At 71.8% G+C, this 21,839-nt stretch carries 22 protein-coding genes and 3 pseudogenes; 13 read left to right on the top strand and 12 right to left on the bottom strand.

Features of this window, described 5'->3' with window-relative positions:
* Window positions 1-72: 72 nt before the first annotated feature.
* Genes HT134_RS00085 through HT134_RS00095 form a run of 3 tightly spaced genes read right to left on the bottom strand, consistent with a single transcriptional unit; the run spans window position 73 to window position 4,023 of the window.
* A complete protein-coding gene (locus HT134_RS00085; RefSeq protein WP_175598190.1) occupies window positions 73-1,899 on the bottom strand; it encodes an ABC transporter permease in 1,827 nt (608 codons plus the stop codon).
* 4 nt (window positions 1,900-1,903) lie between these two features.
* Entirely contained in the window at window positions 1,904-2,650 is a 747-nt protein-coding gene (locus HT134_RS00090; RefSeq protein WP_175598191.1) for an ABC transporter ATP-binding protein, read from the bottom strand.
* Between the two features lie 44 nt (window positions 2,651-2,694).
* Entirely contained in the window at window positions 2,695-4,023 is a 1,329-nt protein-coding gene (locus HT134_RS00095) for a S41 family peptidase (RefSeq protein WP_175598192.1), read from the bottom strand.
* 87 nt (window positions 4,024-4,110) lie between these two features.
* Between HT134_RS00095 and HT134_RS45095 the strand changes: the two are divergent.
* Both HT134_RS45095 and HT134_RS00105 read left to right on the top strand, forming a co-directional pair.
* Window positions 4,111-4,765: pseudogene (locus HT134_RS45095) on the top strand (response regulator transcription factor).
* 269 nt (window positions 4,766-5,034) lie between these two features.
* Window positions 5,035-5,811, top strand: a pseudogene (locus HT134_RS00105) (sensor histidine kinase); the annotation flags it as partial.
* A gap of 56 nt (window positions 5,812-5,867) precedes the next feature.
* Here HT134_RS00105 and HT134_RS00110 read toward each other — a convergent pair.
* From HT134_RS00110 to HT134_RS00120, 3 genes are read right to left on the bottom strand one after another with little or no spacing between them, the layout of a single operon-like run.
* Entirely contained in the window at window positions 5,868-6,845 is a 978-nt protein-coding gene (locus tag HT134_RS00110; protein WP_217707106.1) for a radical SAM protein, read from the bottom strand.
* A 24-nt stretch (window positions 6,846-6,869) separates the two neighbouring features.
* Window positions 6,870-8,240: an FAD-binding oxidoreductase gene (locus HT134_RS00115; protein WP_175598193.1), complete on the bottom strand. Its 1,371-nt coding sequence runs from the start codon at window positions 8,238-8,240 to the stop codon at window positions 6,870-6,872.
* Between the two features lie 33 nt (window positions 8,241-8,273).
* Window positions 8,274-9,233 carry an antibiotic biosynthesis monooxygenase gene (locus tag HT134_RS00120; protein WP_312887898.1) on the bottom strand — a complete coding sequence of 320 codons (960 nt, stop codon included), beginning with the start codon at window positions 9,231-9,233 and terminating at the stop codon, window positions 8,274-8,276.
* A 128-nt stretch (window positions 9,234-9,361) separates the two neighbouring features.
* On the opposite strand from HT134_RS00120, the gene HT134_RS00125 reads away from it, so the two are divergent.
* From HT134_RS00125 to HT134_RS00145, 5 genes are all read left to right on the top strand, one after another.
* Window positions 9,362-9,910, top strand: a complete 549-nt coding sequence (locus tag HT134_RS00125) for a nucleoside deaminase (protein WP_246363498.1) — start codon at window positions 9,362-9,364, stop codon at window positions 9,908-9,910.
* Between the two features lie 130 nt (window positions 9,911-10,040).
* Window positions 10,041-10,595, top strand: coding sequence for a GNAT family N-acetyltransferase (locus tag HT134_RS00130; protein WP_175598195.1), 555 nt, complete (start codon window positions 10,041-10,043; stop codon window positions 10,593-10,595).
* Window positions 10,592-10,894, top strand: a complete 303-nt coding sequence (locus HT134_RS00135) for a DUF952 domain-containing protein (RefSeq protein WP_175598196.1) — start codon at window positions 10,592-10,594, stop codon at window positions 10,892-10,894. The genes HT134_RS00130 and HT134_RS00135 overlap by 4 nt, the downstream gene beginning before the upstream one ends.
* Window positions 10,895-10,944: 50 nt before the next feature.
* Window positions 10,945-11,298, top strand: coding sequence for a hypothetical protein (locus tag HT134_RS00140; protein WP_175598197.1), 354 nt, complete (start codon window positions 10,945-10,947; stop codon window positions 11,296-11,298).
* A 2-nt stretch (window positions 11,299-11,300) separates the two neighbouring features.
* A complete protein-coding gene (locus HT134_RS00145) occupies window positions 11,301-11,633 on the top strand; it encodes a MerR family transcriptional regulator (protein WP_175598198.1) in 333 nt (110 codons plus the stop codon).
* A 181-nt stretch (window positions 11,634-11,814) separates the two neighbouring features.
* Here the strand turns inward: HT134_RS00145 and HT134_RS00150 are convergent, their stop codons facing one another.
* Both HT134_RS00150 and HT134_RS00155 read right to left on the bottom strand, forming a co-directional pair.
* Complete coding sequence (locus HT134_RS00150; RefSeq protein WP_175598199.1) at window positions 11,815-12,393, bottom strand: DinB family protein; 579 nt, start codon at window positions 12,391-12,393, stop codon at window positions 11,815-11,817.
* Window positions 12,383-13,711 (bottom strand): NAD(P)/FAD-dependent oxidoreductase, encoded by a 1,329-nt coding sequence (locus tag HT134_RS00155; protein ID WP_175598200.1) that lies wholly within the window; start codon window positions 13,709-13,711, stop codon window positions 12,383-12,385. The genes HT134_RS00150 and HT134_RS00155 overlap by 11 nt, the downstream gene beginning before the upstream one ends.
* 212 nt (window positions 13,712-13,923) lie before the next feature.
* Here HT134_RS00155 and HT134_RS00160 point away from each other — a divergent pair, with 212 nt between their 5' ends.
* The gene (locus HT134_RS00160) at window positions 13,924-14,523 is read left to right on the top strand and encodes a hypothetical protein (protein WP_175598201.1); all 600 of its coding nucleotides are present in this window, start codon (window positions 13,924-13,926) and stop codon (window positions 14,521-14,523) included.
* Between the two features lie 2 nt (window positions 14,524-14,525).
* Window positions 14,526-15,416: a hypothetical protein gene (locus tag HT134_RS45100; RefSeq protein ID WP_246363500.1), complete on the top strand. Its 891-nt coding sequence runs from the start codon at window positions 14,526-14,528 to the stop codon at window positions 15,414-15,416.
* 140 nt (window positions 15,417-15,556) lie between these two features.
* Here the strand turns inward: HT134_RS45100 and HT134_RS47990 are convergent.
* The 3 genes and pseudogenes from HT134_RS47990 to HT134_RS47995 all read right to left on the bottom strand — a co-directional run.
* Window positions 15,557-15,799: pseudogene (locus HT134_RS47990) on the bottom strand (enoyl-CoA hydratase/isomerase family protein); the annotation flags it as partial.
* Window positions 15,690-16,415, bottom strand: a complete 726-nt coding sequence (locus tag HT134_RS45105; RefSeq protein WP_312887899.1) for a 3,4-dihydroxy-2-butanone-4-phosphate synthase — start codon at window positions 16,413-16,415, stop codon at window positions 15,690-15,692. The gene HT134_RS45105 and the pseudogene HT134_RS47990, both read right to left, overlap by 110 nt.
* On the bottom strand, window positions 16,381-16,665 hold the full coding sequence (locus HT134_RS47995) for a riboflavin synthase family protein (protein ID WP_376768082.1): 285 nt from the start codon (window positions 16,663-16,665) through the stop codon (window positions 16,381-16,383). Before HT134_RS47995 ends, HT134_RS45105 begins: the two co-directional genes overlap by 35 nt.
* A 443-nt stretch (window positions 16,666-17,108) precedes the next feature.
* Between HT134_RS47995 and HT134_RS00175 the strand changes: the two genes are divergently transcribed.
* The 3 genes from HT134_RS00175 (at window position 17,109) to HT134_RS00190 (ending at window position 18,915) form a co-directional block, all read left to right on the top strand.
* A complete protein-coding gene (locus HT134_RS00175; protein WP_175598204.1) occupies window positions 17,109-17,483 on the top strand; it encodes a nuclear transport factor 2 family protein in 375 nt (124 codons plus the stop codon).
* A 650-nt stretch (window positions 17,484-18,133) separates the two neighbouring features.
* A complete protein-coding gene (locus tag HT134_RS46655; protein WP_217707108.1) occupies window positions 18,134-18,628 on the top strand; it encodes a ribosomal protein L7/L12 in 495 nt (164 codons plus the stop codon).
* Window positions 18,629-18,660: 32 nt separating this feature from the next.
* Window positions 18,661-18,915, top strand: a complete 255-nt coding sequence (locus HT134_RS00190; protein ID WP_175590661.1) for a hypothetical protein — start codon at window positions 18,661-18,663, stop codon at window positions 18,913-18,915.
* A 276-nt stretch (window positions 18,916-19,191) separates the two neighbouring features.
* Here the strand turns inward: HT134_RS00190 and HT134_RS00195 are convergent, their stop codons facing one another.
* On the bottom strand, window positions 19,192-19,731 hold the full coding sequence (locus tag HT134_RS00195; protein WP_175598207.1) for an LOG family protein: 540 nt from the start codon (window positions 19,729-19,731) through the stop codon (window positions 19,192-19,194).
* Between the two features lie 401 nt (window positions 19,732-20,132).
* Here HT134_RS00195 and HT134_RS00200 point away from each other — a divergent pair, with 401 nt between their 5' ends.
* Complete coding sequence (locus HT134_RS00200) at window positions 20,133-21,836, top strand: enoyl-CoA hydratase-related protein (protein WP_175598208.1); 1,704 nt, start codon at window positions 20,133-20,135, stop codon at window positions 21,834-21,836.
* Window positions 21,837-21,839: the final 3 nt, after the last annotated feature.

Here is a 21,839-nt window from a genome sequence, read left to right on the forward strand (position 1 = left end):
AGGCTGCCACCATAACGGCAAAAAGTGACCAATAGCGAGACTGCCGGTCAACCTTTCCGCAGGGTGGCCCGCTCAAAGAGCCGCCGTCACGGGACGACGGCCGCCCAGGTGGGCGGGGACAGCGGTGAGCGTCGCCACCACGAGCACGGTGACGAGCACCAGCCCGCTCTGCTGCCAGGGGCCGGGAGGCGTGGCCTTGTCGCCGTCGCCGCCGGTGATCGTGCTGATGGCGGCCAGCAGCGCCCAGCCTCCCGGCACCGCCCCCATGACGGCGCCCAGGAACGCGGGCAGCACCTGCGCGCTCGCCAGGGCGACGGTCACGTCCCGCGGGGTGGCGCCCAGGGCGCGGGTCAGCGCCGAGACGTGCCGGTTGTCCAGCACCGTCGCCCAGGTGATGACGACGGCGTTGACCGCCGCCAGGCACAGCAGGATCACCGTCCACAGCAGCAGGACGTGCCGCAGCACCGCCACCTGAGCGTCGGTGTAGGCGCCGGTGCCTGTCTGGCCGCCCAGGAAGGCGTCGAGCACCAGCAGGACGTGGATGCCGCTGACCGTGACCGCGATGCCGGCCACGCCCAGGGCCACCCGTCGCGGCCGGCGGGCGGCGACCCGCACAGCGAGCAGCAGCGGGACGGGCAGCCGCGCCGACAGGCTGATCAGCCAACCGGTGCGGCGGGGTGGGCGTGCCGCGTCGGCCAGCGCGCCGACGGTGCTGGAGCGGGCCGCGCGCACGGCCGGGACAGCGGTCACCACGATCGCGACGCCGAGGGCCACGGCGGTCACCACAGCGATCGTGGGCCAGGTCAACGACGCCGTCCCCGCGCCGCCGACGAGGCCGGCACTGGACTCGGTGAGCGACGGAGCGCTCAGCGCTCCGATCGTCAGCCCGCCCGCCGCCGCGACGACGGCCACCAGCAGATACTCCGCCAGCAGCACGGCGGCGACCAGGCCCGGGGTGCCGCCGACCGCCTTGAGCAGTCCCACGCGCCGGCTCTGATCGGCCATCCGGCCGCCGACCAGCACCGCCAGAGTGGCCACGGCGAGCAGGCCGAGCAGCCAGGCGCCGATCAGCAGCAGGATCTGGGAGTCCTTGGCCAGGTCGGTGGCCTCGGCCAGGATGCTCTGCCAGGTCTGCATCGTCACGGCGCCGCCGTGCTCACCGCCGTTCCGCTCGACGAATGCCTGCGCCTCCCGCGGGTCGGCCAGCTTCAGGTTCAGCACATGAGACAGCGAGTCGGGAGCCGGGGCCAGGCTCCGCACATCCGCCTGGGTGAGCCAGACCAGCCCGGGATTGCGCAGCAACCCCGCCGGCAGGTCCCGGCCGTCGGGGACGGCGCCATGCACGCAGCCGGCCGAGACGATGCAGGACGCCCCGGGATAGGGCGGCATGGCGGCGGTGACCGCGACGCCGACGACCTCGAACGACCTGCCGCCCAAGGTGACCGCGTCACCGACGCCCACGTCGAGCCAGTCGGCGAAGGCCGCCTCGAGCACCGCGCCGCCGCCGCTGACCCACCTGCCCCGCGTCACCTTGGGCTGGTCGACCGCCGCCACAGTGGTGTCGCGCCCTACGATCTGCGCGTCCGACGTCCGGCCGGGCGCCGCCAGCTTCCCGGCGATGACGGGGTACGGTCCGCTGTGCTCGGTGACGCCGGAGGCGGTGGCCAGGCCCGCGAGCCGGGCGAGGCCGGCGGCCCGGCCGCTGCCGGCGACCACGTCGGGTCCCACGGTCGCCGCGCGCGTGCTCTGGTAGGGGTCGCCGGCCGCGTCGCGCAGGACGAGCCCGAGCGTCAGCGTCGTGGTGGCGGCCAGGACGGCGATCAGCAGCAGCGCGGCCTCGGCGCGACGCCGCCGAAGGTCGCGCACGGCCAGACGGAGCACCAGGAGGATGCGGCCCATGCGCTCAGCCCTCCAGCCCGGCGAGCGCGCCACGGTGTCCGGTGGCGCCGCCGGGCGGCCACGGCTCGTCCACGAGCGCGCCGTCGCGCATCGACAACGTCCGGTCCGCGCTGGCCGCGATCCGCGCGTCGTGGGTGACGATGACCAGCGTCTGCCCGGCAGCGCGCAGCTCCTCGAACAGCTGCAGGACGTCCAGGGTGGCGGCGCTGTCCAGGTTTCCGGTCGGTTCGTCAGCGAGGACGACCAGCGGCTCGTTGCTCAGCGTCCGGGCGATCGCGACCCGCTGCCGCTGGCCGCCCGACAGCGCGCAGGGCAGGAACCCCGATCGGCCGGCGAGCCCGAGCCGATCCAGCAGCTCCTGCGCTCGCCGCCGGGCGGCCCGGGGCGAGCGTCCGGCCAGCAGCGCCGGCAGCTCGACGTTCTCCACGGCGGTGAGCTCCTCCATCAGGTGGAAGGACTGGAAGACGTAACTGACCTCGCTGCGCCGCATCCGGGCCAGCGCCTTCTCGCTGAGGCCGTCGACGCGCCGGCCGTTCAGCGACACCTCGCCGCCCGAGGGCCGCTCCAGCCCGCCGAGCAGATGCAGCAGCGTCGACTTCCCGCAGCCGCTCGGCCCCGTGATCGCCACGGTCTCTCCCGCGCCGACGTCGAGATCGACGCCGTCGACGGCGCGTACCAGTCCTGGTCCTGTGCCGTGCTCCTTGCGCAGCCCGCGGGCGCTCAGTACGGGCGTGCCGGCGGCATCGTTCATGATCCACTCCTTCGACGGGTCCGGTTGTGCTCACGGGTCCTGCGTCACACAAGCGCCAGCGCCCTGGCCACGGCCGGGTCGCGTCCGGTGGCCAGGTCGAGCGCGGTCATGGGGGCGTAGTGGTCGACCGGCACGCCGATCGTGTCGAGGGTTTCGCGGGCGGGCCCGAGGTGGCGGACCTTGGGCAGCAGCAGAAGGCTGCCGTCGTCGAGGAGGTAGCCTTCGGCGGGGCCGGAGACGGCTCCCGCGGTGCGGGTCCCGACGAGCGTGCCCAGGCCGTTGTCCTTGACGGCCGCGCTGAAGTCCTCGCACGCCGAGGCGCACCCGCGGTCGGTCAGGACGATCAGGCGCGAGCCGAGCAGCGCGACGCCGTCGTCGCTCCGGTTGGGCACGCACTCGCCCTTGAGCGGGCAGAAGTAACTGGTGACCATGCCGTGCGCGAACGCGCCGAGCAGCCGCCTCACCTCGCGGGGCGACCCGCCGCCGTTGCCGCGCAGGTCCAGGACCACCGCCTTCGGCTTGCCCTTCAGCTGGGCGATGACCTGGTCGGCGGCGCCCTCGAAGAATCCGGGCAGCCGGACGTGGAGCGCGCCGCCGGGAAGCGGCTTCGCTGTCACCGCCGCAGGCCGCCTGGTGAGGGGCGCCTCCTTGAGGGAGACGGCGCGGGTCCGTCCCGTCGTGGGGCGCTTGAGCGTGAGCTTCACCGGGTCGGCGGCGAAGGCGGCGACGATGCTCTGGTTGACGGTGTTGCCGATGAACGCGGGCACGCCGCCGGCCTTGACGATGATGTCTCCGGCTCTGATGCCGGCCTTGGCGGCGGGGCTGCCGGGCAGGACGCTGGTGATGAACAACGGCGGCTTGGCCGCCGGGTCGAGCTGCTCGCCCTGCTGGGCCGACAGGCCCACGATGCCCGTTCCGGCCGGCCCGCCTTCCGGCTGGAGGGCCGGCCTGACCGCGCGGGCGTGGTCGTCGTGCAGTCCGGCGACCATCGCGGTGATCGCGGCGCGCAGCGCGGACACGTCACCGGCGCCGAGGACCTCGGCGAAGGCGGCCCAGTCGCTGTCGCGGTCGCCGGTCAGTTCGGGCAGGCGCAGGTCGCTCCGGTCGGCGTCGCGCCGCATCAGATCCTGGGTGTAGGCGGCGAAGGCGCTCTTCAGCAGGGCCGCCGGATCCATGGCCGGACCGCCGTAGTAGTGGTCCAGCACGCAGAAGTACGCCTGCCGGAGCGTGCTCACCGAGGTCGGCGGCGCCGATCGCGCAGGCGGCGCGGTGGCGGGGGAGCAGCGCCCGCCCGAGGCGGTGGCCGGCGAGGACACGGGTGCGGACATGGAGCAGGCCGCCACCAGGACGGCCGCGCAGAAGGCTCTGATCATGGCCGCAAGCGTGACCTGAAACCGGTTACACGGCCGTGACCGGATCCGTTAACGCCGGTGAAACCCCCGTTCGCGTAGGAAGGTCAGGTGCGGATTCTGGTGGCCGAAGACGAACGAGACCTGGCCGATCTCGTCGCGGTGGGACTGCTCCGCCATGCCATGGCCGTCGACGTGGTGTACGACGGGGCCGCCGCGGCGCAGCGACTGGCGGTGCACGACTACGACGTTCTCGTGCTGGACCGCGACCTGCCCGAGCTGCACGGCGACCTGGTGTGCCACGAGGTGGTGGCGCGCGGCGGCCGTACCCGGATCCTGATGATGACGGCGGCGGCGTCGGTGCCGGAGCGAGTCGCGGGCCTGGGGATGGGGGCCGACGACTACCTGCCCAAACCGTTCGACTACGCCGAGCTGGTCGCCCGGGTGCAGGCGCTGGGACGACGCAGCCGGTCGGCGGTGCCGCCGGTCCTGACCCGGCACGGGATCGTGCTCGACCCCCACCGCCTGCAGGCCTCGCGCGACGGGCGGCACCTGCACCTGTCGCGCAAGGAGTTCGCCGTCCTGGAGGTGCTGATGAGGGCGGACGGCACCGTCGTGAGCTCCGAACGGCTGCTCGAAGAGGCCTGGGACGAGAACGCCGATCCGTTCACCACGGTGGTGCGGGTCCTGATCAGCCGCCTGCGGGCCAAGCTGGGCGACCCGCCGTGCATCCACACGATCCCACGGGGCGGGATACCTGCTGTGACGACGATCCGCCTCCGGCTCACGCTCATCTACTCCGGGCTGTTCCTGCTGACCTCGATCGCGTTGCTGGTCACGGTCAACCTCCTGCTGCGCCAGGCCCTCAAGACGCGGGTCGCCCGGCTGCCCGGCGCGGCGGCAGCGCCGCAGCCGCCGGCGCCGCACCTGCCCGAGCTGGTGAACGACGTGATCGGCTACCAGTGGGAGACGACCACCTTCACGGTGGGGATCTTGACGCTGGTCTCGCTGGCCGTCGGATGGCTGGTCGCCGGGCGGATCCTGCGGCCCGTCCACCGGATCACCGCCACCGCGCAGCGGCTGTCCCTGTCGACTCTGCACGAGCGGATCGCGCTCACCGGGCCGAAGGACGAGCTGAAGGAACTGGCCGACACCTTCGACGCGATGCTCGACCGGCTCGAACGCTCGGTGCAGGCCCAGCAGCGCTTCATCGCCAACGCCTCCCACGAGCTGCGCACCCCGCTGGCCGTCCAGCGGGCCGCGATCGAGATCGGGCTCCCCGAGGACGTCGGCGCGATCCGCGACACGCTCCTGCTCCACAACCGCCGCGCGGAGCACCTCATCGACGCCCTGCTGGTCCTGGCCCAGGCGGAACACGGCCTGGACAGCAAGCGCCCGGTGGCCCTGGACCAGGTGGTACGGCTCGTCCTGGCCGAAGCGGACCCGGACGGCGTCACCGTGACGCAGCGGGTGGAGCCGTTCGTCGTCGAGGGAGACCCCGTCCTGCTGAACCGGCTCCTCACCAACCTCCTCGACAACGCCGTCCGCCACAACCATCGCGGCGGAACCGTCGAGGTGACGCTCTCGGGCGGAGTCCTCACGGTCCGCAACACCGGCCCGCACGTGCCCCGCGAACGCTTCGGTGATCTCTTCGAGCCCTTCCGGCGGCTGCACACCACCCGTGGACAGGGCGCCGGTCTCGGGTTGTCGATCGTCGCGGCGATCGCCAAGGCTCACGGGGCCGACGTGCGAGCCGACCCCAACCCGGGTGGCGGGCTGGAGCTCGTCGTGGCCTTCGCCGGAAGGACATGACACGGCGAAGGACCGGACCCGCCGAAGAACAGGCCCCGGCGCGGCTGCCGCCCCGGTCACACCAGCGCCAGCTGCTCCCCGCCGCCGCGGCGCCTGCCGACCGGCTCGCCCGCGCCGCACGCCATCCCGTACACCCGGCACAACTGCTCGATCTGCCCCGTGATGCGCCGCTCGTACTCCGGCGACGGCAGCCCCGCCCCGTCGTACAGCTCCTCATAGCGGGCCACCAGGGCCGGATGCGCCTGCTCCAGCCACTCCAGATACCACGACCGTGTCCCGGCCGGCAGCCGCAGCACCACCGGCTCCACCGCCGCCGCGCCCGCCGCCGCGATCCGCCGTACCGTGGCCGCCAGCTGGTCGGCCGCGTCGCTGAGCAGCGGCAGCACCGGCGCCATCAGCACCCGGCACTCCACCCCCGCCTCCACCAGCGCCGAGACCAGCTCCAGCCGCGCCTGCGCCCCCACCGCGCCCGGCTCCACCGCCCGCCGGATCCGCTCGTCCACGAACGCGATCGACACCGCCACCCGCGCCCCCGCCCGCGCCAGCAGCGGCGCGTCACGCAGCACCAGCGGGCTCTTGGTGTACACGGTGAACGGCACCCCGGCCTCGCCCAGCGCCCGCACCACCCCCGGCATCAACCGGTAGGTCGCCTCCGCCTCCTGATAGCAGTCGCCCCCGGCGCCGACCGCCAGCGGCTCGCCGTCCCAGCGCGCAAGCTCGGCCCGCAGCCGCTCCACCACGTTCGGCCGCACCACGATCCGCGTGTCGAAGTCACGCCCCGCGTCCAGCCCCAGCCGGCGATGCCCGCCCCGCGCCCCGCACCCCCGGCACGCGTGCGCGCACCCGCGGTAGGGGGAGACGCCCCACTGCTGGGACACCCCGGCCGTCGCCGGCAGCCGCTCGATCACCGTGCGGGCCTGCATCTCGTAGAACCCGCCCCGCAGCACCGCCCGCCGCTCGATCAGCGGACGATCATCAACCGCGTCCACCAGCGAAAGCGCGTCCCAGCCCACACCACCCAGTGGAACACGCATTCGACTCCCTTTTCAACCGGAACGTCAACCGCGACGCCAGGCGTCGCGCGGAAACGGCGCGAAGACCCCGTCCGGATCCCAGCGCGCCCGCAGCTCCGCCAGCCGCCGCCACGCCTGCGGCGCGAACGAGCGCCGCACCCGCTCCGGCCCCGCCAGCAGGTCCGTCTCGGCGATGTAGTGCCCCGACCCCAGCGGGCCGACCCGGTCCATCGCCGCGCGCAACCAGCCGGTGTTGGCCGCGTCGTCCGCCGGATCGTCCCAGATCGCGTACCCCACGACATAGCTGGAGCCCAGGATCGAGAACGCCATGTCCGCCGGCCCGCGCCCCGGCCCGGCCGGCGCCGGCGAGGCCAGCACCAGCGACCTGCCCGACGGCGCCCGCTCCACCTCCCGCGCCAGCGGCGGCAGCACCACCGCCAGCTCCCGCGCCGACCACAACGTGTCGGCCGCGCAGCGATCACCCCGCCGCCACACCCCGTCCGAGGCGTCCAGCAGCGCGCCGAACCCCACCGGCCCCTCCCGCGTCCGCTCCAGCGCCCGCCCCGCCCACGGGCACGCGCCGAACGCCTCCAGCGACCGCTGCGCCTGCTCGCGCGAGCCGGCGAAGCACGTGGCCGTCACCGAGACCACCTTGCGTCCCGTCCCGTCCGCCTGCGTGCCCAGGATCACGCTCAGCTCCACCCGCGCCGGCAGCACCGCCGCGACCTCATCCACCCATGAGGCCACCCGCTCGACCTCCTCCAGCGCGAAGACGTACGTGTCGCGCACGATCACCGCCGGCAGGCGGCGCAGCGCCAGCCGGAAACGCGTCACCACGGCGAACAGGCCGGCCCCCGCCCCCCGCGCCGCCCAGAACAGATCGGCGTTGTCGCGCTCGTCGCAGCGCACCAGCTCACCGTCCGCCGTCACCGCCTCGACCCCGACGACGGCGCCGCAGGCCGGCCCCCACACCCCGGGGTTCCAGCCCAGACCGCCGCTGGTCAGGTAGCCGCCCACCGCCACCGACCCGCAGTGCCCCACCGGGAAGGCCAGGTTCCGCCCGGCCAGCGCCGCCGCCAGCTCGCGGCCGGTGACCGCCGGACCCACCACGGCCGTGGCCGAGGCGGCGTCCACCGCGCACCCGTCCAGCCGCGACAGGTCGATCAGCATGCCCCCCTCGCGCAGGCACGAGCCGATCCAGTTGTGCCCGCCCGCCCGCACGGCCACCGGCATGCCGGCCGACCCGGCCAGCCGCACGGCGCGCGCCACGTCCCGCTCGTCGGCGGCCCGCACGATCACCTCGGGGGAGCGCGCCGGTTTCCGGGCGTTCCACACCATGGCCGCGCGGACCTCCTCGAAGCCGGGCTCGCCCCGCCGTACCAGCTCCAGCCGGCCGGCCGGTCCACCTGCGGACATCGCATTCCTTCCCGGCCGCGCGGCGCGGCCCTGCTAGCGGGCCATCAGCCCGAAGACGGCGACGCAGGCCGCATACCCCGCCACCACCACCAGCGCACCGGCCGCGCCGGCCCGCGCGGGCGCGCCGGGCCGCAGCCACCACGCCAGGGCCCGGTTGACCAGCGGCATCAGCGCCCACGTCAGCAGCGCGACGCTCGCCACGTTGCCGGCGAACAGCACCAGATACATCGGCCACCGTGCCGCCCGCAGCACCCGGCCCACCGTCAGGTCCAGGATCATCACCGTCGGATACAGGGCCAGCAGCACCGCCATGGCCTGCTTCCACTCCGGCGGCGCCTGCCCCGCCCCGCCGTCGGAGCCGAACCAGCCGGCGAAGGCCGACCTGACCGTGCGCACGTCGAAGTCGAGCACGCAGCCCTGCCCGTCGCGCAGGAGCCGGCCGCGCGCGGCCGAGTCCATCCACCCGTCGAGGTGCTCGCGGGTGTCGTAGCGCAGCAGCACGACCCAGTGCTCCTGGACGCCCGGCACCGGTTCGAACGTCTCGACGCCCAGGAAGCCGGGGAAGCGCTCCTGGGCCTTGCGCATCGCCTCCTGCCAGCGCAGGAACTCGCGTTCGCGGCCGGGGCGTACCTGGTGGGAGATGACGGCCGTCACCGCGTCGCCGGCCGGGCCGCGCCCCGCCAGGAGCTCCAGCGCCGACGGCTCCTCCAGCAGCGGCCGGACCTCCTCCAGCAGCCTGGCCCGCAGCTCCGAGTCCAGCCAGCCGGTCAGCCGGCCGGCGCTGGAGAAACGGCACACGACCACCCACGAGCCCTGTTCGCCGGGAATGGGGGGATAAATGTCCGCGCCTTCGAAACCCGCGAATCCGTGCATGGCCTCGGTCATTCTCCGCTGCCAGCGCCGATAATCCTCCTCGCCGCCCTCGCGGACCTTCGAGGAGATCACGACGGTGGCGCCGTCACCCCCGCTGCCGGGAATGGCATGACGTTTCACCTGGTCAAGTGTAATGCAGAAGAACAGGGGAAGAAATACGGCGACAAACCCGACAAATCATTGTATTAAATCAAAAAGCCAGGCGAATTTTACGCACCGGAGGCCACACCATGGGACACAAAGAATTCATGGCAGAAGCCGTACGACTCGCCACCGAATCCGTCGAAAACGGCTGGGGCGGCCCCTTCGGCACCGTCATCACCATGAACGGCGACATCCTCGCCCGAGGACAGAACCGCGTCCTGCTCACCGGCGACCCCACCGCACACGGCGAAGTCGAAGCCATCCGCAAAGCCATCCAGATCCTCAACCCCCACGCCCCCTCCATCGCGCAGGACAACAACAACGCCTCCACCCTCGAACTCGTCCCACGCCCCGAAGGATCACCCGACCCGCTGCCCGAACGCGCCCGCATGCTCATGGGCTGCACCCTCTACACCAGCGGCGCCCCCTGCCCCATGTGCATGAGCGCCATCTACTGGTCAAGAATCGACACCGTCTACTTCGGCGCCGACCTCGAAGCCACCCGCAAGATCGGCTTCGACGACGCCTTCCAGTACGAGGACTTCCGCAAACCCCTCGACCAGCGCAGGATCCGCATCGAACAGATCCACCCCGAACTCGGCGCCGAAGCCTACAACGCCTGGACCAGCAAACCCGACAACCACCCCTACTGACCACCCGCGACCCACCCACGGCAGGGGAGTGGACGCACAGCCGTCCACCCCCACCCCCGCCGAAAACCCCGGCCGAACCCCCGCCGGAAAACGGCTCGCCACCCCCCACCCACCCCCCTACACTGCCCACGTGCTCAAACCCGACTACCCCCTCACCACCCCGCGCCTGACCCTGCGCCCCTTCACCCCCGACGACCTCGACGCCGTCCACGCCTTCGAATCGCGCCCCGACGTCACGCGCTACCTCTACTGGGAAACCCGCGACCTCGACGCCACCCGCGCCGGCCTCGACACCAAGATCAGCCGCACCGCCATCGCCGACGAAGGCGACGCCCTCAACCTCGCCGTCGTCCGCCGCGACACCGGCCACCTCATCGGCCTGGCCCTCCTCGTCTGGACCAGCCGGCAACACCTCCAGGGCGAGATCGGCTACATCCTCCACCCCGACCACCACGGCCACGGCTTCGCCACCGAAGCCGCCCGCCAGATGCTCCGCCTCGGCTTCGAAGAACTCCACCTGCACCGCATCGTCGGCCGCCTCGACGGCCGCAACACCGCCTCCGCCCGCGTCCTGGAGAAACTCGGCATGCGCCGCGAAGCCCACCTCATCCACAACGAGCACGTCAAAGGCGAATGGACCGACGAGGTCATCTACGCCATGCTCGCCACCGAGTGGACGCCATGACGATCCTCCACCTCGCCCTGGCCACCGACTGGCAGGCCGCCCAGCACACCGGCGACTACCGCGTCTCCACCCTCGGCCGCACCCTGGACGACGAAGGCTTCATCCACTGCAGCCGCGACCCCGCCCAGCTCCACGGCGTCCACGACGCCTTCTACAGCGCCGTCACCGAGCCGCTGCTCGTCCTGGAGATCGACCCCACCGGCCTCGACGTCCGCGTCGAGAACGGCTTCCCCCACCTGTACGGCCCGCTCCCGCTCACCGCCGTCACCGCCACCCGCCCCTACCAGCCGCCCAGCTGAACGCACCCCGCCTTGCATCCGGTACCCACGTACAGACCTACCGTCGAGGCATGACCCACGACATCGCCCTCGACCCAGGATGGGCGCCCTCCGCCTGCACCCTGCCGACCGCCGAGCAGCCGCTGCGCGTGGCCGAGTTCGGCGCCCTGTGCGCCGACGCGGTGCGCGGCGTGGCGCGGCCGGAGCACACCCGGCTGCGCCTGGAGTTGCTGGTCGGCCCGGACCACGCCGCCCGGGCCGCCGAACTGACGGCCCGCGAGAACGGCTGCTGCTCCTTCTTCACCTTCACCCTCACCCTCGCCCACGGCGGCCTGGCACTGGAGGTGACGGTGCCGGCCGAGCACGCCGACGTGCTCGACGCGCTGCAGTCCCGCGCGGGCGCCCTCAGCCGGGGGAGAGGCTGACGATGCACCGCATCGACCACGGGGACCCCACCGAGGTGGTGGCGGCCGGCGTGAGACAGGACATCGGCCGACCGTACCTGCGCAGCGGACAGGCGGCCCGGCAGGCCGGAGTCAACCCGCAGACCCTGCGCCACTACGAACGCCGCGGACTGATCGCCGAACCCGCACGCAGCCCCGGCGGACACCGCGCCTACCCACCCCAGACCGTCACCCTGCTCACAGTGATCAAAGCCGCCCAGCGGCTCGGCTTCACCCTGGACGAGGTGGCCGACCTGACCCACTGCACCTGCCCCGACTGCCCCCTGCCCTTCACCGACCCGGCCACGAGCCGCTGAACCGGCAGCTCACCGTCCAGGAATCGCGCCACAAGCCGGCCCGGGACGTGTGCTCACCGCCTCGACCCCGGCCGCCGGCGCCCTGCACCCGCTGCGCACCCAGACGCGCCCGAGCTGGACGAGCACGACCAAGACGTGGACTCAACGCCCACATCGGGTGACAGGCTGCCTAGCTGTCGCACTAAGCCGTGGCGGCCGACCTGGCGGCCTGCTCGATCTTCGCGCAGTACGCCGCACGGGCTTCCTCGTCGATCGACTGCTCGTGTTCGGGACGCAGCCCGGTCCGGCCGTCGAGGCCCTCGCGCAGGATGTCGGCGTGCCCGGCATGCCGGATGGACTCGCCGAGGACATGGACCATGACGGCGAACAGGTTCGTGTCGGCATGAGGCTCCGGCCACCACGGCACATGGCCGGGAGCGTCGAGAGGAAGCTCGTTGATCGTCGCGTCCGAGTGTTCCCACGTGCGCCGGTAGAACCCGATGATCTGATCGCGGGTCTCGCCCTCGGCCGCCCACAGATCGCCGCCGTCGGAGTCCTGCCACCGGGGCAGCGGTTCCGGGGAAGGACGGCCGAAGACCTCACCGAAGTACCTGGCCTCGACGGTGGCCACGTGTTTGACCAGGCCGAGAAGGTTCGTCCCGGTCGCCGTCAAAGGTCGGCGGGCGTCGTACTCGGACAAGCCGTCGAGTTTCCACAGCAGCGCCTTGCGGTCCCGCCGCAGTCTCCCGTGCAGATGGCCTTTCGCGAATTCATCGATCACGCGGCATGAGCCTGCCATGGGCAGCTCGTGGTCTCAAATCCCGTCCATGGTCCGCACCGGGCGAAGGGCGGTCGCCCGCCAGACGGGGCACGAAATCGGCCAGCACGGCCGCAGCCGCACGCCGCCCCGACACCAGAGCACCCTGGAGAGAGCCGGTGTCACGATGGTCACCGCACACATACAGCCCGGCCCGCAGACGCACCGGCTTGCGCAGCGGATACGGCGGCGCCATCGCGGGCAACGCCGCCGCGATCGGATAGGTGGCCAGATGCTCCCACCCGGAAGTGCCACCGTAGATCTCGCCCAGCCGCCGGCGGACCCGCCGCTCGTCGACGTCCAGGCCCAGGACCGACGTGGACACCAACGCCCGACCGTCGCCGGAGTACTCCGGGGCCGCCTCCGTCACGACCAGCGTGTCGGTGATGGCCCCGGTCACGTCGACGACCTGGATCGGCTCCCGCAGAGGCGAGCGCGGAGCGGCGTGATAGAACGTCGTCACCGCCCGCATCACCGGCACCTCGATCCCGCTCAGCAGGCCACCCGCCGAGACGGGGTCGGCGGCCACCACCACGGCACGACCCTCGACCGTGGCGCCGCCCGCCAGCCGCACCCCGCCGTCCACAACCTCGACCACCCGGGCGCCCAGGGTGACGGTGCCCGGCGGCAGCCGGTCGGCCAACTGACGCGGGACCTGCCCCATGCCCAGCGCCGGCACACCGATCGTGCCGCGCGCGAACGACCGCCACAACAGGTGGAACACCCGGCCGGAGGTCTCCAGACCACGTTCCAGCAGCACACCCGCCAGGAACGGACGCATCAGGCAGTCGATCATCTTCGGGGACATGCCCCAGGCACGCAGCTCCTCGTCGGTACGCCGGTCAACCCCGCCCCGCAGCCGGGAACCAGGCCAGGCAAGGTCCCGCGCGGTGATCGCGGCGAGCACCGCGTAGTCGCGCGGCGTACCCAGGCCGGCCAGCAGCCCGCTCAGCGCGTGCCGGGGATGCCGCCACGGCAGCATCAGCCTGGCCCGGGCGCTGCTTCCCTGGACGATCAGCCCCGAGGCGAAGGGCCGCACGTCGAGCGCGTCGATGTCGAGCACCCGGCGAGCCTCGGGATAGGCGGTGTTGAACACCTGATAACCACGATCCAGCCGAAAACCCCCGACGACGTCCGTGCGCACCCGCCCACCGACACCGTCAGCCGCCTCCAGCACCCGCACCGCCATGCCGGCCTCGTGCAGCCGCACCGCGCAGGCCAGCCCCGCCATCCCCGCTCCCACCACGATGACGGCCTCGCGCGCCGACCGGCTGCTCCCCATGCCCAGGCCCTACCCCCGGCCACCCGGCTCAGACCTATACCCGCATGCCAGACGAACGGCCGCAAACCCCCAGCCGCCTTGCGGGGGAGCGGACCACCTACGCCGGAAAGAGCCGACAGGGCCGCCCGACAACCGCCGTCCACACCCCGTTGGCACCGACTTCGCCTTTCTGATCTTTTGGCCACCCCGGCCCGTGCCTAGATTGATCAGCCATGCGCATGTCAGCACTCGCCCTGGTGTTCGCCATCGTGGCGGCCCTGTCCGCCGGACTCACGGCCGCCACCCCGGCGCTCGCCAACACGTTCGGCTTCTTCGTCTACCACCCCACCTGGTGCTGCCCCAAAACCGACAACCGCGATGTCTACTGGAACGGCTCCACCCTCACCAGCAACATGATCACCGCCGCCGACTACGGCATGGCCAACCTGGACTACCAGACCGACCTGCGCATCGGCGGCTACGACAGCACCGCCGGCACCCACACCGACCTGGTCATGTTCGACGCCCACTATGTCGACTACTGGGGCAAGGACTGGGACGGCTCCAGCACCGGCGTCAACATCACCGGCGCCACCAAATGCGTCAGAGTGCTCGCCCAGATCGGCGGCGAGTACACCTGCGACCGCGCCGAACTCCGCTTCGACCTGGCCGACATGACCACCACCACCATCCGCAAGAAGACGGCCTGCCACGAGATCGGACACGCCATCGGCCTCGGCCACACCAACCTGACCTCCTGCATGAAACAGGGCACCTCCACCACCCAGACCTACAGCAGCCACGACCGCTCCCACATCAACGGACAGTGGTGACCATGACCAAGCGCCTCCCACTGATCCTCACCCTCATCGCCGCCCTCACCACCGGCACCCTCGCCGGCACACTCCTCAACCACCCCCACCCCTCCTTCTGGGCACAACTCCGCTACGGCGCCAGCGCCTCCGACGGGGAATACCTGTTCGACTCCCTGGCCGACATCGTCCCCGGAGCACCCGACTCCGGCGCCTTCAAAGCCGCCGCGGCACTCGTCCAGGGCACCGTCGTCGACATCGAACCCGGCATCGCCTACGCCTCCGACGACGGGGAGAGCGGCTCACGCGTCGTCGCCTACGACAGCCAGGACGCCGCCATGCGATACGCCAGCCTCGTCGTACGCGTCGACAAGATCCTCGCCGGACGACTCGGCCAGGGATACACCGACGGCAGGATCCGCATCCAGGTCGAGCAACCGGCCACCACCACCCTCGCCGAACTCCAACAGTCCATCGGCACGGCCGGCACAGGCCTGATGTTCGTCCACAACCTCGCCGAACGGCAACAACTCCTCGGCCGCCCCGTCACCGACCCCGCCCAGCTCACCTACGCCCAGTCCGTCCACACCCCGATCGGCGAGGGCCTGTTCATCGAGGAATCAGCGGGCAGCCCCGTCCTCGCACCCCTCATGGACGGCCCGCGCGCGGCGCAACTCCTCGGCTACACCTACGTCTCCGACGACGGCGAGAGCGAACCGACCCCCACCCCCGCCTGCGACGACCTCGACCCCTGCTACACGCCGACGAGCAAGCCCTCGGCCACGGCCACCTCGGTCCCCGCGGGCGACACCGAACCGGCCGGCACCACCCCGCCGAGCCTGACGGCCCTGCGCTCGACCCTGCTCGCCGCGGCCTGCACCGAGCAGACGGCGACAGACCCCTCGTCATGCTGACAACCACCGAGCGCCGTCACCACCGAGCGCCGCCACTCAGCCGCGCCGCATCCCCACCGTCCGCTCCATGAACGCCCGGATCCGCCCGTCGCATGCCCGCTCACCGCCGCCACCACCGGCTTGCCGACATCGAACACCGCCCGGAAAGCACCACTGAGTGCCGGCAGGAACTCCGCCACGTACGCGGCCCCACCCTCCACGACCCGCCGCAGATCGACCCCCGCCGAGAAAACCCGCCCGACCCCGGTCACCACCACGGCCCGCACCCCACTCTCAGGGCCGTCCAGAACGCGCATCACCCGCTCGATCTCCCGGCACAGCTCCACATCCAGGGCATTGACCCGGCCATGCGCCAGCCGCACCACCCCGACGCCGTCCACCACCTCGACCTCGATCACCACACCACCTCCCACACCCACAGATCACCCCGCCCCGGCACGCGCCAGCCGCCGCCCGCTCCGCCGCCGACACCCCGGTCCCCGTCCCGGCCACCAGATCCACCAGGACATGCGGCCGCGTCCCATGCCGATCACCCGGCCCCGGCACCGGCCCGAGCTCCAGCCGCTCCAGCACCTCGGGCGCGCACGGCACCGTCGGATGACCGCAGACCTGGGTCAGCAGGAACGTGAACGCCTCCGGAGGCCAGCTGCGCCAGCGCCTTCTGCACGCCACCCGCCCCGCCCACGGCAGCGCCGCCTCGCTCACCGCCGGCCCCGCCTCCGACGGCCAGCGCCGCACCAACCGGACCACCAGATCCGACTCCAAGTTCACCCGATCACCGGCGGCCAGCCCCGCCAGCGCCGTGCTCCCCAACGTCACCGGGATCAACGCCACGCAGAACCGGTCACGCGACACCTCCGCCACCGTCAGGCTCACGCCGTCGACCGCGATCTGCCCCTTCGCCACGACCAGCCCGAGCAACCGCTCCGGCGGCTTGATCCACACCCGCCGCGCGGCGCCGTCGTCATCGACCCGCACCACCTTGCCCACGGCGTCCACGGCCCCGCCCCTCCCGGCCGAGGACCTGCGGGCGGTCTACGCCCTGGCGATGCGCTCCGCCGCGTCCCTGCACCAGATGACCACCCAGCGGATCACCCAGCGCCAGCGGCACCTCCACATTGACCCGCATGCCCGGCTCCAGCTCCGCGAGCGTCGATCTGCGCCGGGTCTCCGCCGTCAGCCCGGCCTCCAGCACACCGCTGTCCTCATCGCGCCGCACGACCATCAGCCCGACCCCGTTCAGGCAGATCGAACCCGGCGCACCCGCGGCGTCCTGAGCGCCTGGACCGCGATACGGGCCTCCTCGACGGCCACCACCGTACCGACTTCATGGATGTGCCCCGTGAACACGCCACACCACCTCTCGACAGCGGGAGGACGCTCCTCACCGCACGAAGATCAGAGGCCGTCAGCAGGCCCGAGAGGTGGCGGGGTGTCACCGCGTGGCCCCGGGATCACACCGGGTCGTCCCGCCGCCTACGGGCGGGACCGGCGGGCTGTCACCGCCGCACCTTGGAATCGCACCAAGAACACCTCTACCACTCACCATCCGCGAAGATCAACAGCCGACATCGAACCAGCCCTGGCCCAGCGACGACCGCACCGGGCGCCGCAAGCCACGCCGGGGGAGGAGCACCCCGGGGCCCCACCGAACGCCACCCGCCGCCCCACACCAACCGCCACAATGACCCCATGGACCCGCGAACCGCCGCACAACGCTTCGCCGACACCTGGCAACACGCCTGGACCCACCACGACGTCGAGGCCCTCATCACCCTCTACGCCGACGACGCCGAGCACACCTCCATGCCCTTCCGCCCACCCCACCGGGGGAGAGGAGCCATCGCCGACTACATCCGCTGGTCCTTCACCGGCGAAACCGACCCCCACGTCACCTTCGCCACCCCCGTCGTCGACGGCGACCGAGCCGCCATCGAATTCCGCGTCCACGCCCACGACAACGGCACACCCGTCACCCTCGCCGGCTGCGTCTTCGCCCACTTCAACGAACACGGCCAAGCCGTACGAACCCGCGACTACTGGCACACCACCGAAGGCCACCACTGACACGGCACAACCCCCGCACCACCACGGGAGCACACACCAGCCGAAAAACCCACCCCACCACAGGGGAGGGGAGACCCACCCGAGACCGGGCCGATCGCAGCCTCAGCCCGAGATCCGCACGACCGGAGCCAACCGCGCCTCGGCCACCTGCTGCTCATAGGACTGCTCGTACGGCTGCTCGTAAGCCCCGCCCCGCACCGGACCACCGTGCCCCGGCACCGCCTGCGCCTGGGGGAGCGGCGCCACACCACCGCTCACCGCGCCGGGCACAGCGGGAACCTGACGCGGCATCCGCCGGATCGGCTCCGTCGCGGCCCGCCGCTCCTCACACCCACCTGCGCAGTAACCGTTCGTCACGATCAACCGGCCCCGCAGAGCGGTGTACGATTCCCGGCCGGAGGCGGGCAGAACCCCCTGGCACACCGGACATAAAACAGATTCGGTCCCCACGTGCTGCTCCTCTCGCGGCGCGATAGCAGGCTTCCCACCCTAAACGCCACAGGCGCCGGGGGACAGGGAATTCACCGATGGTCAAGCGTTCCGTCATGGTCACGCACCGTCACGACCGGTCTTACTTGACATAACGTTCATTATCGAGCAATCGGGAATGTCGTGATCACGCCCGGAATGCGCCGCCTACGATGACAACCATGAACCTCGGCGCGTCATGGATCATCGTCCCGTTCGGCTTCGTCGTCCTGTTAGCCGCCATCGTCGCCGTCACCGTCACCCGCGCCACCCGAGGCGGCACACCGCCGTCCCGCATGCCGCCTCCGGCCGGCCCGCAGGAGCTCGACGCCCGCGTACGCCACCTGGCCGCCAACGGGCAGGCCATCCACGCCATCAAACTGCTGCGCCAGCACACCGGCATGGGCCTGAAGGAAGCCAAGGACGCCGTCGACGGCCTGGCCCACGGCCGCCCCATCCGCCACCCCGCCCTGCAGCCCCACCCCACCCCGCGACCCGTCGCACCGCCCACCGGCCACAGCGCCGACCTGGCCTCCCGCGTGCGCGCCCTCAAGTGCGACGGCCGCACCGAACAGGCCGTCTTCCTCGTACGCGGCGAGACCGGCATGGACCACGACGAGGCCACCGCCTTCGTCGGCAGCGTCCGCGAGCACCCCGGGACCGAGACCGCGCCCTGACGCGCGCGGCGCCGACGGGTTACGATCAGTTCATGCTCAGCCTGGCGATCTCCACCCCGGGCCTCATCGCGCTGACGGCCGTCGTCACCATCGCGATCATCTACCTGATCATCCTGGCGGTCCGGCTGACCCAGCGGCCCCGCAACCGCCTCACCCCCAGCGACGACCTGGTCGACCAGGCCCGTGAGCTCAAGGCCATGGGTCAGCTCCAGGAAGCCGTCTTCCTCGTACGCGGCGAGACCGGGATGAGTCATCGCGCCGCCACCCGCTTCGTGAACCGCCTCTGACCACCCCAGACCGGCATGAAATATCCCATACCGGACAGAAGGTGGGTTCTGTTCGGTATGACATCGGTGCGCGAACCGGCGACCGCGCCGGGCATCGGTGCGCGCTGAGCCCGGCCTGAACTCAGAACGCGATCCGGCGAACGGGCTCGCCGAGATCAGCCCGATCGACCCGGCACCGCCCTGCGCAGGCCACGCGGGCAGACCGCGCCGCAACACGTCTCGAAGCCGCCACCCCTCCCCCCGCCAGGGTGATCAGGCGTTCGCGGTCGGCCTCCATCAGCGGGCGGCGAGGTGCTGCTGCAGGTAGGCCATGACCTCGTCGGGCTCCTCGGCGAAGTACACCAGTTCGGACAGGGGGCGAGGCAGGAAGCCCTCCTCCTCCATGCGCCGGAACTGCTGCTTGAGGCCGTCGTAGAAGCCGGCCGTGTTGAGCAGGACGACGGGCTTGTCGGTGTGGCCGTGCTTCTTGAGTTCCAGGATGTCGGTGGCCTCGTCGAGGGTTCCGGTGCCGCCGACCATGATGACCACGGCGTCGGCCTTGTCGAGCAGGAGGCGTTTGCGTTCGGCGAGGTCGCGGGCGATGACCATGTCGTCGACGCCGGTTCTGACCTTGTCGACGAGGAAGTGCACGGACACGCCCATGAGCCGGCCGCCGTTTTCGTGGACGCCGTCGGCGACGACCTTCATGAGGCCGACGTCGGAGCCGCCCCATACCAGGGTGTGGCCGCCTTCGCCGATGAGGCGGGCGAGGGTGCGGGCCGGTCGGGTGTAGGTGTCGGCGAGGTCGGCGGCGGACAGGAAGACGCAGATGTTCATGGGGTCAACCTACGGGGTGGGGCGGGGGTGGCTGCGGGGGCTGGGGGTGGTGACGCGGTGGAGGCGGGTGGCGTACGGATCGTGGGGGGTTTCGGTCGTGGCGGTGGGTGGTGCGTCGCGGTCGGAGGTGGGTCCGCACCCGCCGAAAATTCCGGCAATTGTGGACGATTGGTGCGGCATGGGGCGGCTTTTTGCGGGGTTATGTCAGTACTACTTGCCCCGGCATGTAAGCATCAGTGCATGCGCGGGACATATGTGGCTGTCTTAAACGAGCGGGACCGGTGGGACGGCGTCTCCCGCCCGCCCCGCTGAAGACCGCCGCCGCCCGTGCGCCATCGTGGGCCCGCCCCGGCCGGCCCTCTCCCCCACGCTTGCGACGAAGATCCGAAGGAAGTCCCCCGTTGCGTATCCTGCTGCTGTGCTCCTCGTTCAACGGCCTGACCCAGCGCGCCTGGCTGGAGCTGCGCCGGGCCGGCCATGACGTCACCGTCGAGCTGGCCCTGTCGGAGCAGGTGATGCTGGAGGCCGCCCAGCTGGCCAAACCCGATCTGGTCATCTGCCCGTTCCTGAAGGAGAAGGTGCCCACGCGGCTGTGGCAGACCCAGCGCACGATCATCATCCACCCCGGCCCGCCCGGCGACCGGGGCCCGTCCTCGCTGGACTGGGCCATCCTCGACGGCGAGCCGACCTGGGGTGTCACGGCGCTGCAGGCGGTGGAGGAGATGGACGCCGGCCCCATCTGGGGCTATCGGACCTTCCCCATGCCGGCCGAGCCGCCGCGCAAGTCCGCCCTCTACAACGGGCCGGTCGCCGACGCGGCCGTGGAGCTGGTGGCCGAGGTCGCGGCCAAGGCCGCCGACCCCTCGTTCGTCCCGGCGCCGCTGGACTACCGGCGGCCGGAGGTCGTGGGGCGGCTGCGTCCGGCGATGCGTCACGCGGATCGCGAGTTCTCCTGGGAGGAGTCGACCGACGCGGTGTTGCGCCGGGTGCGGGCGGCCGACGGTGCGCCGGGTGGGCGCGCGTCGCTGGCGGGCACGGCTGTGCGGGTCTTCGACGTGTATCGGGGGCCGGCTCTGTCGGGCCGGCCCGGGACGGTGGCGGGGCGGCGTGAGGGTGCTCTGCTGGTGCACACGGGTGACGGGTCGGTGTGGGTGGGGCATCTGCGCCGTGACGAGCCGGGTGCCGTCAAGCTGCCCGCGGTGAGCGTGCTGGGTGAGCAGGCGGCGCTGGTAGAGGAGCGTTCGGGTTACAGCGAGATCACCTATGACCGCAGTGACAGTGTCGGTGTGGTGAGCTTCGACTTCTACAACGGCGCGATGTCCAGTGAGCAGTGTCGCCGGCTGGCCTCGGCGTTGCGTTATGCCGTGGCGCAGGACACGCGGGTGCTGGTGGTGCGGGGTGGTGAGGTGTTCTCCAACGGCATCCATCTGAATGTGATCGACTCGGCGCGTCATCCGCAGATGGAGGCGTGGGTGAACATCAACGCCATCAACCAGGTGTGCCGGGAGATCGTGTCCTGTACGGGGCAGTTGGTGGTGACCTCGATCGGTGGCAACGCCGGCGCGGGTGGCGTGATGATGGGGCTGGGCGCCGATCGGGTGCTGGTGCGTCAGTCGGTGGTGCTCAATCCGCACTATCGCACGATGGGGTTGTTCGGTTCGGAGCTGTGGACGTACACGTTGCCGCGCCGGGTGGGGGCCGCGGAGGCGCAGCGGCTGACGCAGGAGGCGTTGCCGGTGGGGGCTGCCGAGGCGGTGGCGGTGGGGCTGGCGGATGAGGTGCTGCCGGGTTCGCGGCTGGAGTTCGAGCGGGCGGTGCTCGACTACGCCGAGCGGTTGGCGCACGAGCCGGGGTATGGGCGGTTGCTGGCGGCGCGGCGCGCTCAGCGTGAGGAGGACGAGCGGCGCAAGCCGTTGGAGGCGTATCGGGTGGAGGAGCTGGCGGAGATGAGCCGGGACATGTTCGATGATCGGCATGGTTTCGCCGCTGCCCGTGCGGCGTTCGTGGGCAAGCGCAAGCCGGAGGTGACGCCGGCGCATCTGGCGGCGCATCGGGAGTGGTCCGGCGCGTCGGCAGGGGCTGGCGTGGCGCCATCTCATATGTGAGAT

The sequence above is a fragment of the Nonomuraea rhodomycinica genome, assembly GCF_013363995.1.
GTDB classification, from domain to species: Bacteria; Actinomycetota; Actinomycetes; order Streptosporangiales; family Streptosporangiaceae; genus Nonomuraea; species Nonomuraea rhodomycinica.

What these genes read in the sequence shown, in the direction of transcription:
- HT134_RS00085 (WP_175598190.1), bottom strand. Translation starts at nt 1,899, where the DNA reads ATGGGCCGCATCCTCCTGGTGCTCCGTCTGGCCGTGCGCGACCTTCGG.
- HT134_RS00090 (WP_175598191.1), bottom strand. Translation starts at nt 2,650, where the DNA reads ATGAACGATGCCGCCGGCACGCCCGTACTGAGCGCCCGCGGGCTGCGC.
- HT134_RS00095 (WP_175598192.1), bottom strand. Translation starts at nt 4,023, where the DNA reads ATGATCAGAGCCTTCTGCGCGGCCGTCCTGGTGGCGGCCTGCTCCATG.
- HT134_RS00110 (WP_217707106.1), bottom strand. Translation starts at nt 6,845, where the DNA reads ATGCGTGTTCCACTGGGTGGTGTGGGCTGGGACGCGCTTTCGCTGGTG.
- HT134_RS00115 (WP_175598193.1), bottom strand. Translation starts at nt 8,240, where the DNA reads ATGTCCGCAGGTGGACCGGCCGGCCGGCTGGAGCTGGTACGGCGGGGC.
- HT134_RS00125 (WP_246363498.1), top strand. Translation starts at nt 9,362, where the DNA reads ATGGCAGAAGCCGTACGACTCGCCACCGAATCCGTCGAAAACGGCTGG.
- HT134_RS00135 (WP_175598196.1), top strand. Translation starts at nt 10,592, where the DNA reads ATGACGATCCTCCACCTCGCCCTGGCCACCGACTGGCAGGCCGCCCAG.
- HT134_RS00140 (WP_175598197.1), top strand. Translation starts at nt 10,945, where the DNA reads ATGACCCACGACATCGCCCTCGACCCAGGATGGGCGCCCTCCGCCTGC.
- HT134_RS00145 (WP_175598198.1), top strand. Translation starts at nt 11,301, where the DNA reads ATGCACCGCATCGACCACGGGGACCCCACCGAGGTGGTGGCGGCCGGC.
- HT134_RS00155 (WP_175598200.1), bottom strand. Translation starts at nt 13,711, where the DNA reads ATGGGGAGCAGCCGGTCGGCGCGCGAGGCCGTCATCGTGGTGGGAGCG.
- HT134_RS00160 (WP_175598201.1), top strand. Translation starts at nt 13,924, where the DNA reads ATGCGCATGTCAGCACTCGCCCTGGTGTTCGCCATCGTGGCGGCCCTG.
- HT134_RS45100 (WP_246363500.1), top strand. Translation starts at nt 14,526, where the DNA reads ATGACCAAGCGCCTCCCACTGATCCTCACCCTCATCGCCGCCCTCACC.
- HT134_RS00175 (WP_175598204.1), top strand. Translation starts at nt 17,109, where the DNA reads ATGGACCCGCGAACCGCCGCACAACGCTTCGCCGACACCTGGCAACAC.
- HT134_RS46655 (WP_217707108.1), top strand. Translation starts at nt 18,134, where the DNA reads ATGAACCTCGGCGCGTCATGGATCATCGTCCCGTTCGGCTTCGTCGTC.
- HT134_RS00190 (WP_175590661.1), top strand. Translation starts at nt 18,661, where the DNA reads ATGCTCAGCCTGGCGATCTCCACCCCGGGCCTCATCGCGCTGACGGCC.
- HT134_RS00195 (WP_175598207.1), bottom strand. Translation starts at nt 19,731, where the DNA reads ATGAACATCTGCGTCTTCCTGTCCGCCGCCGACCTCGCCGACACCTAC.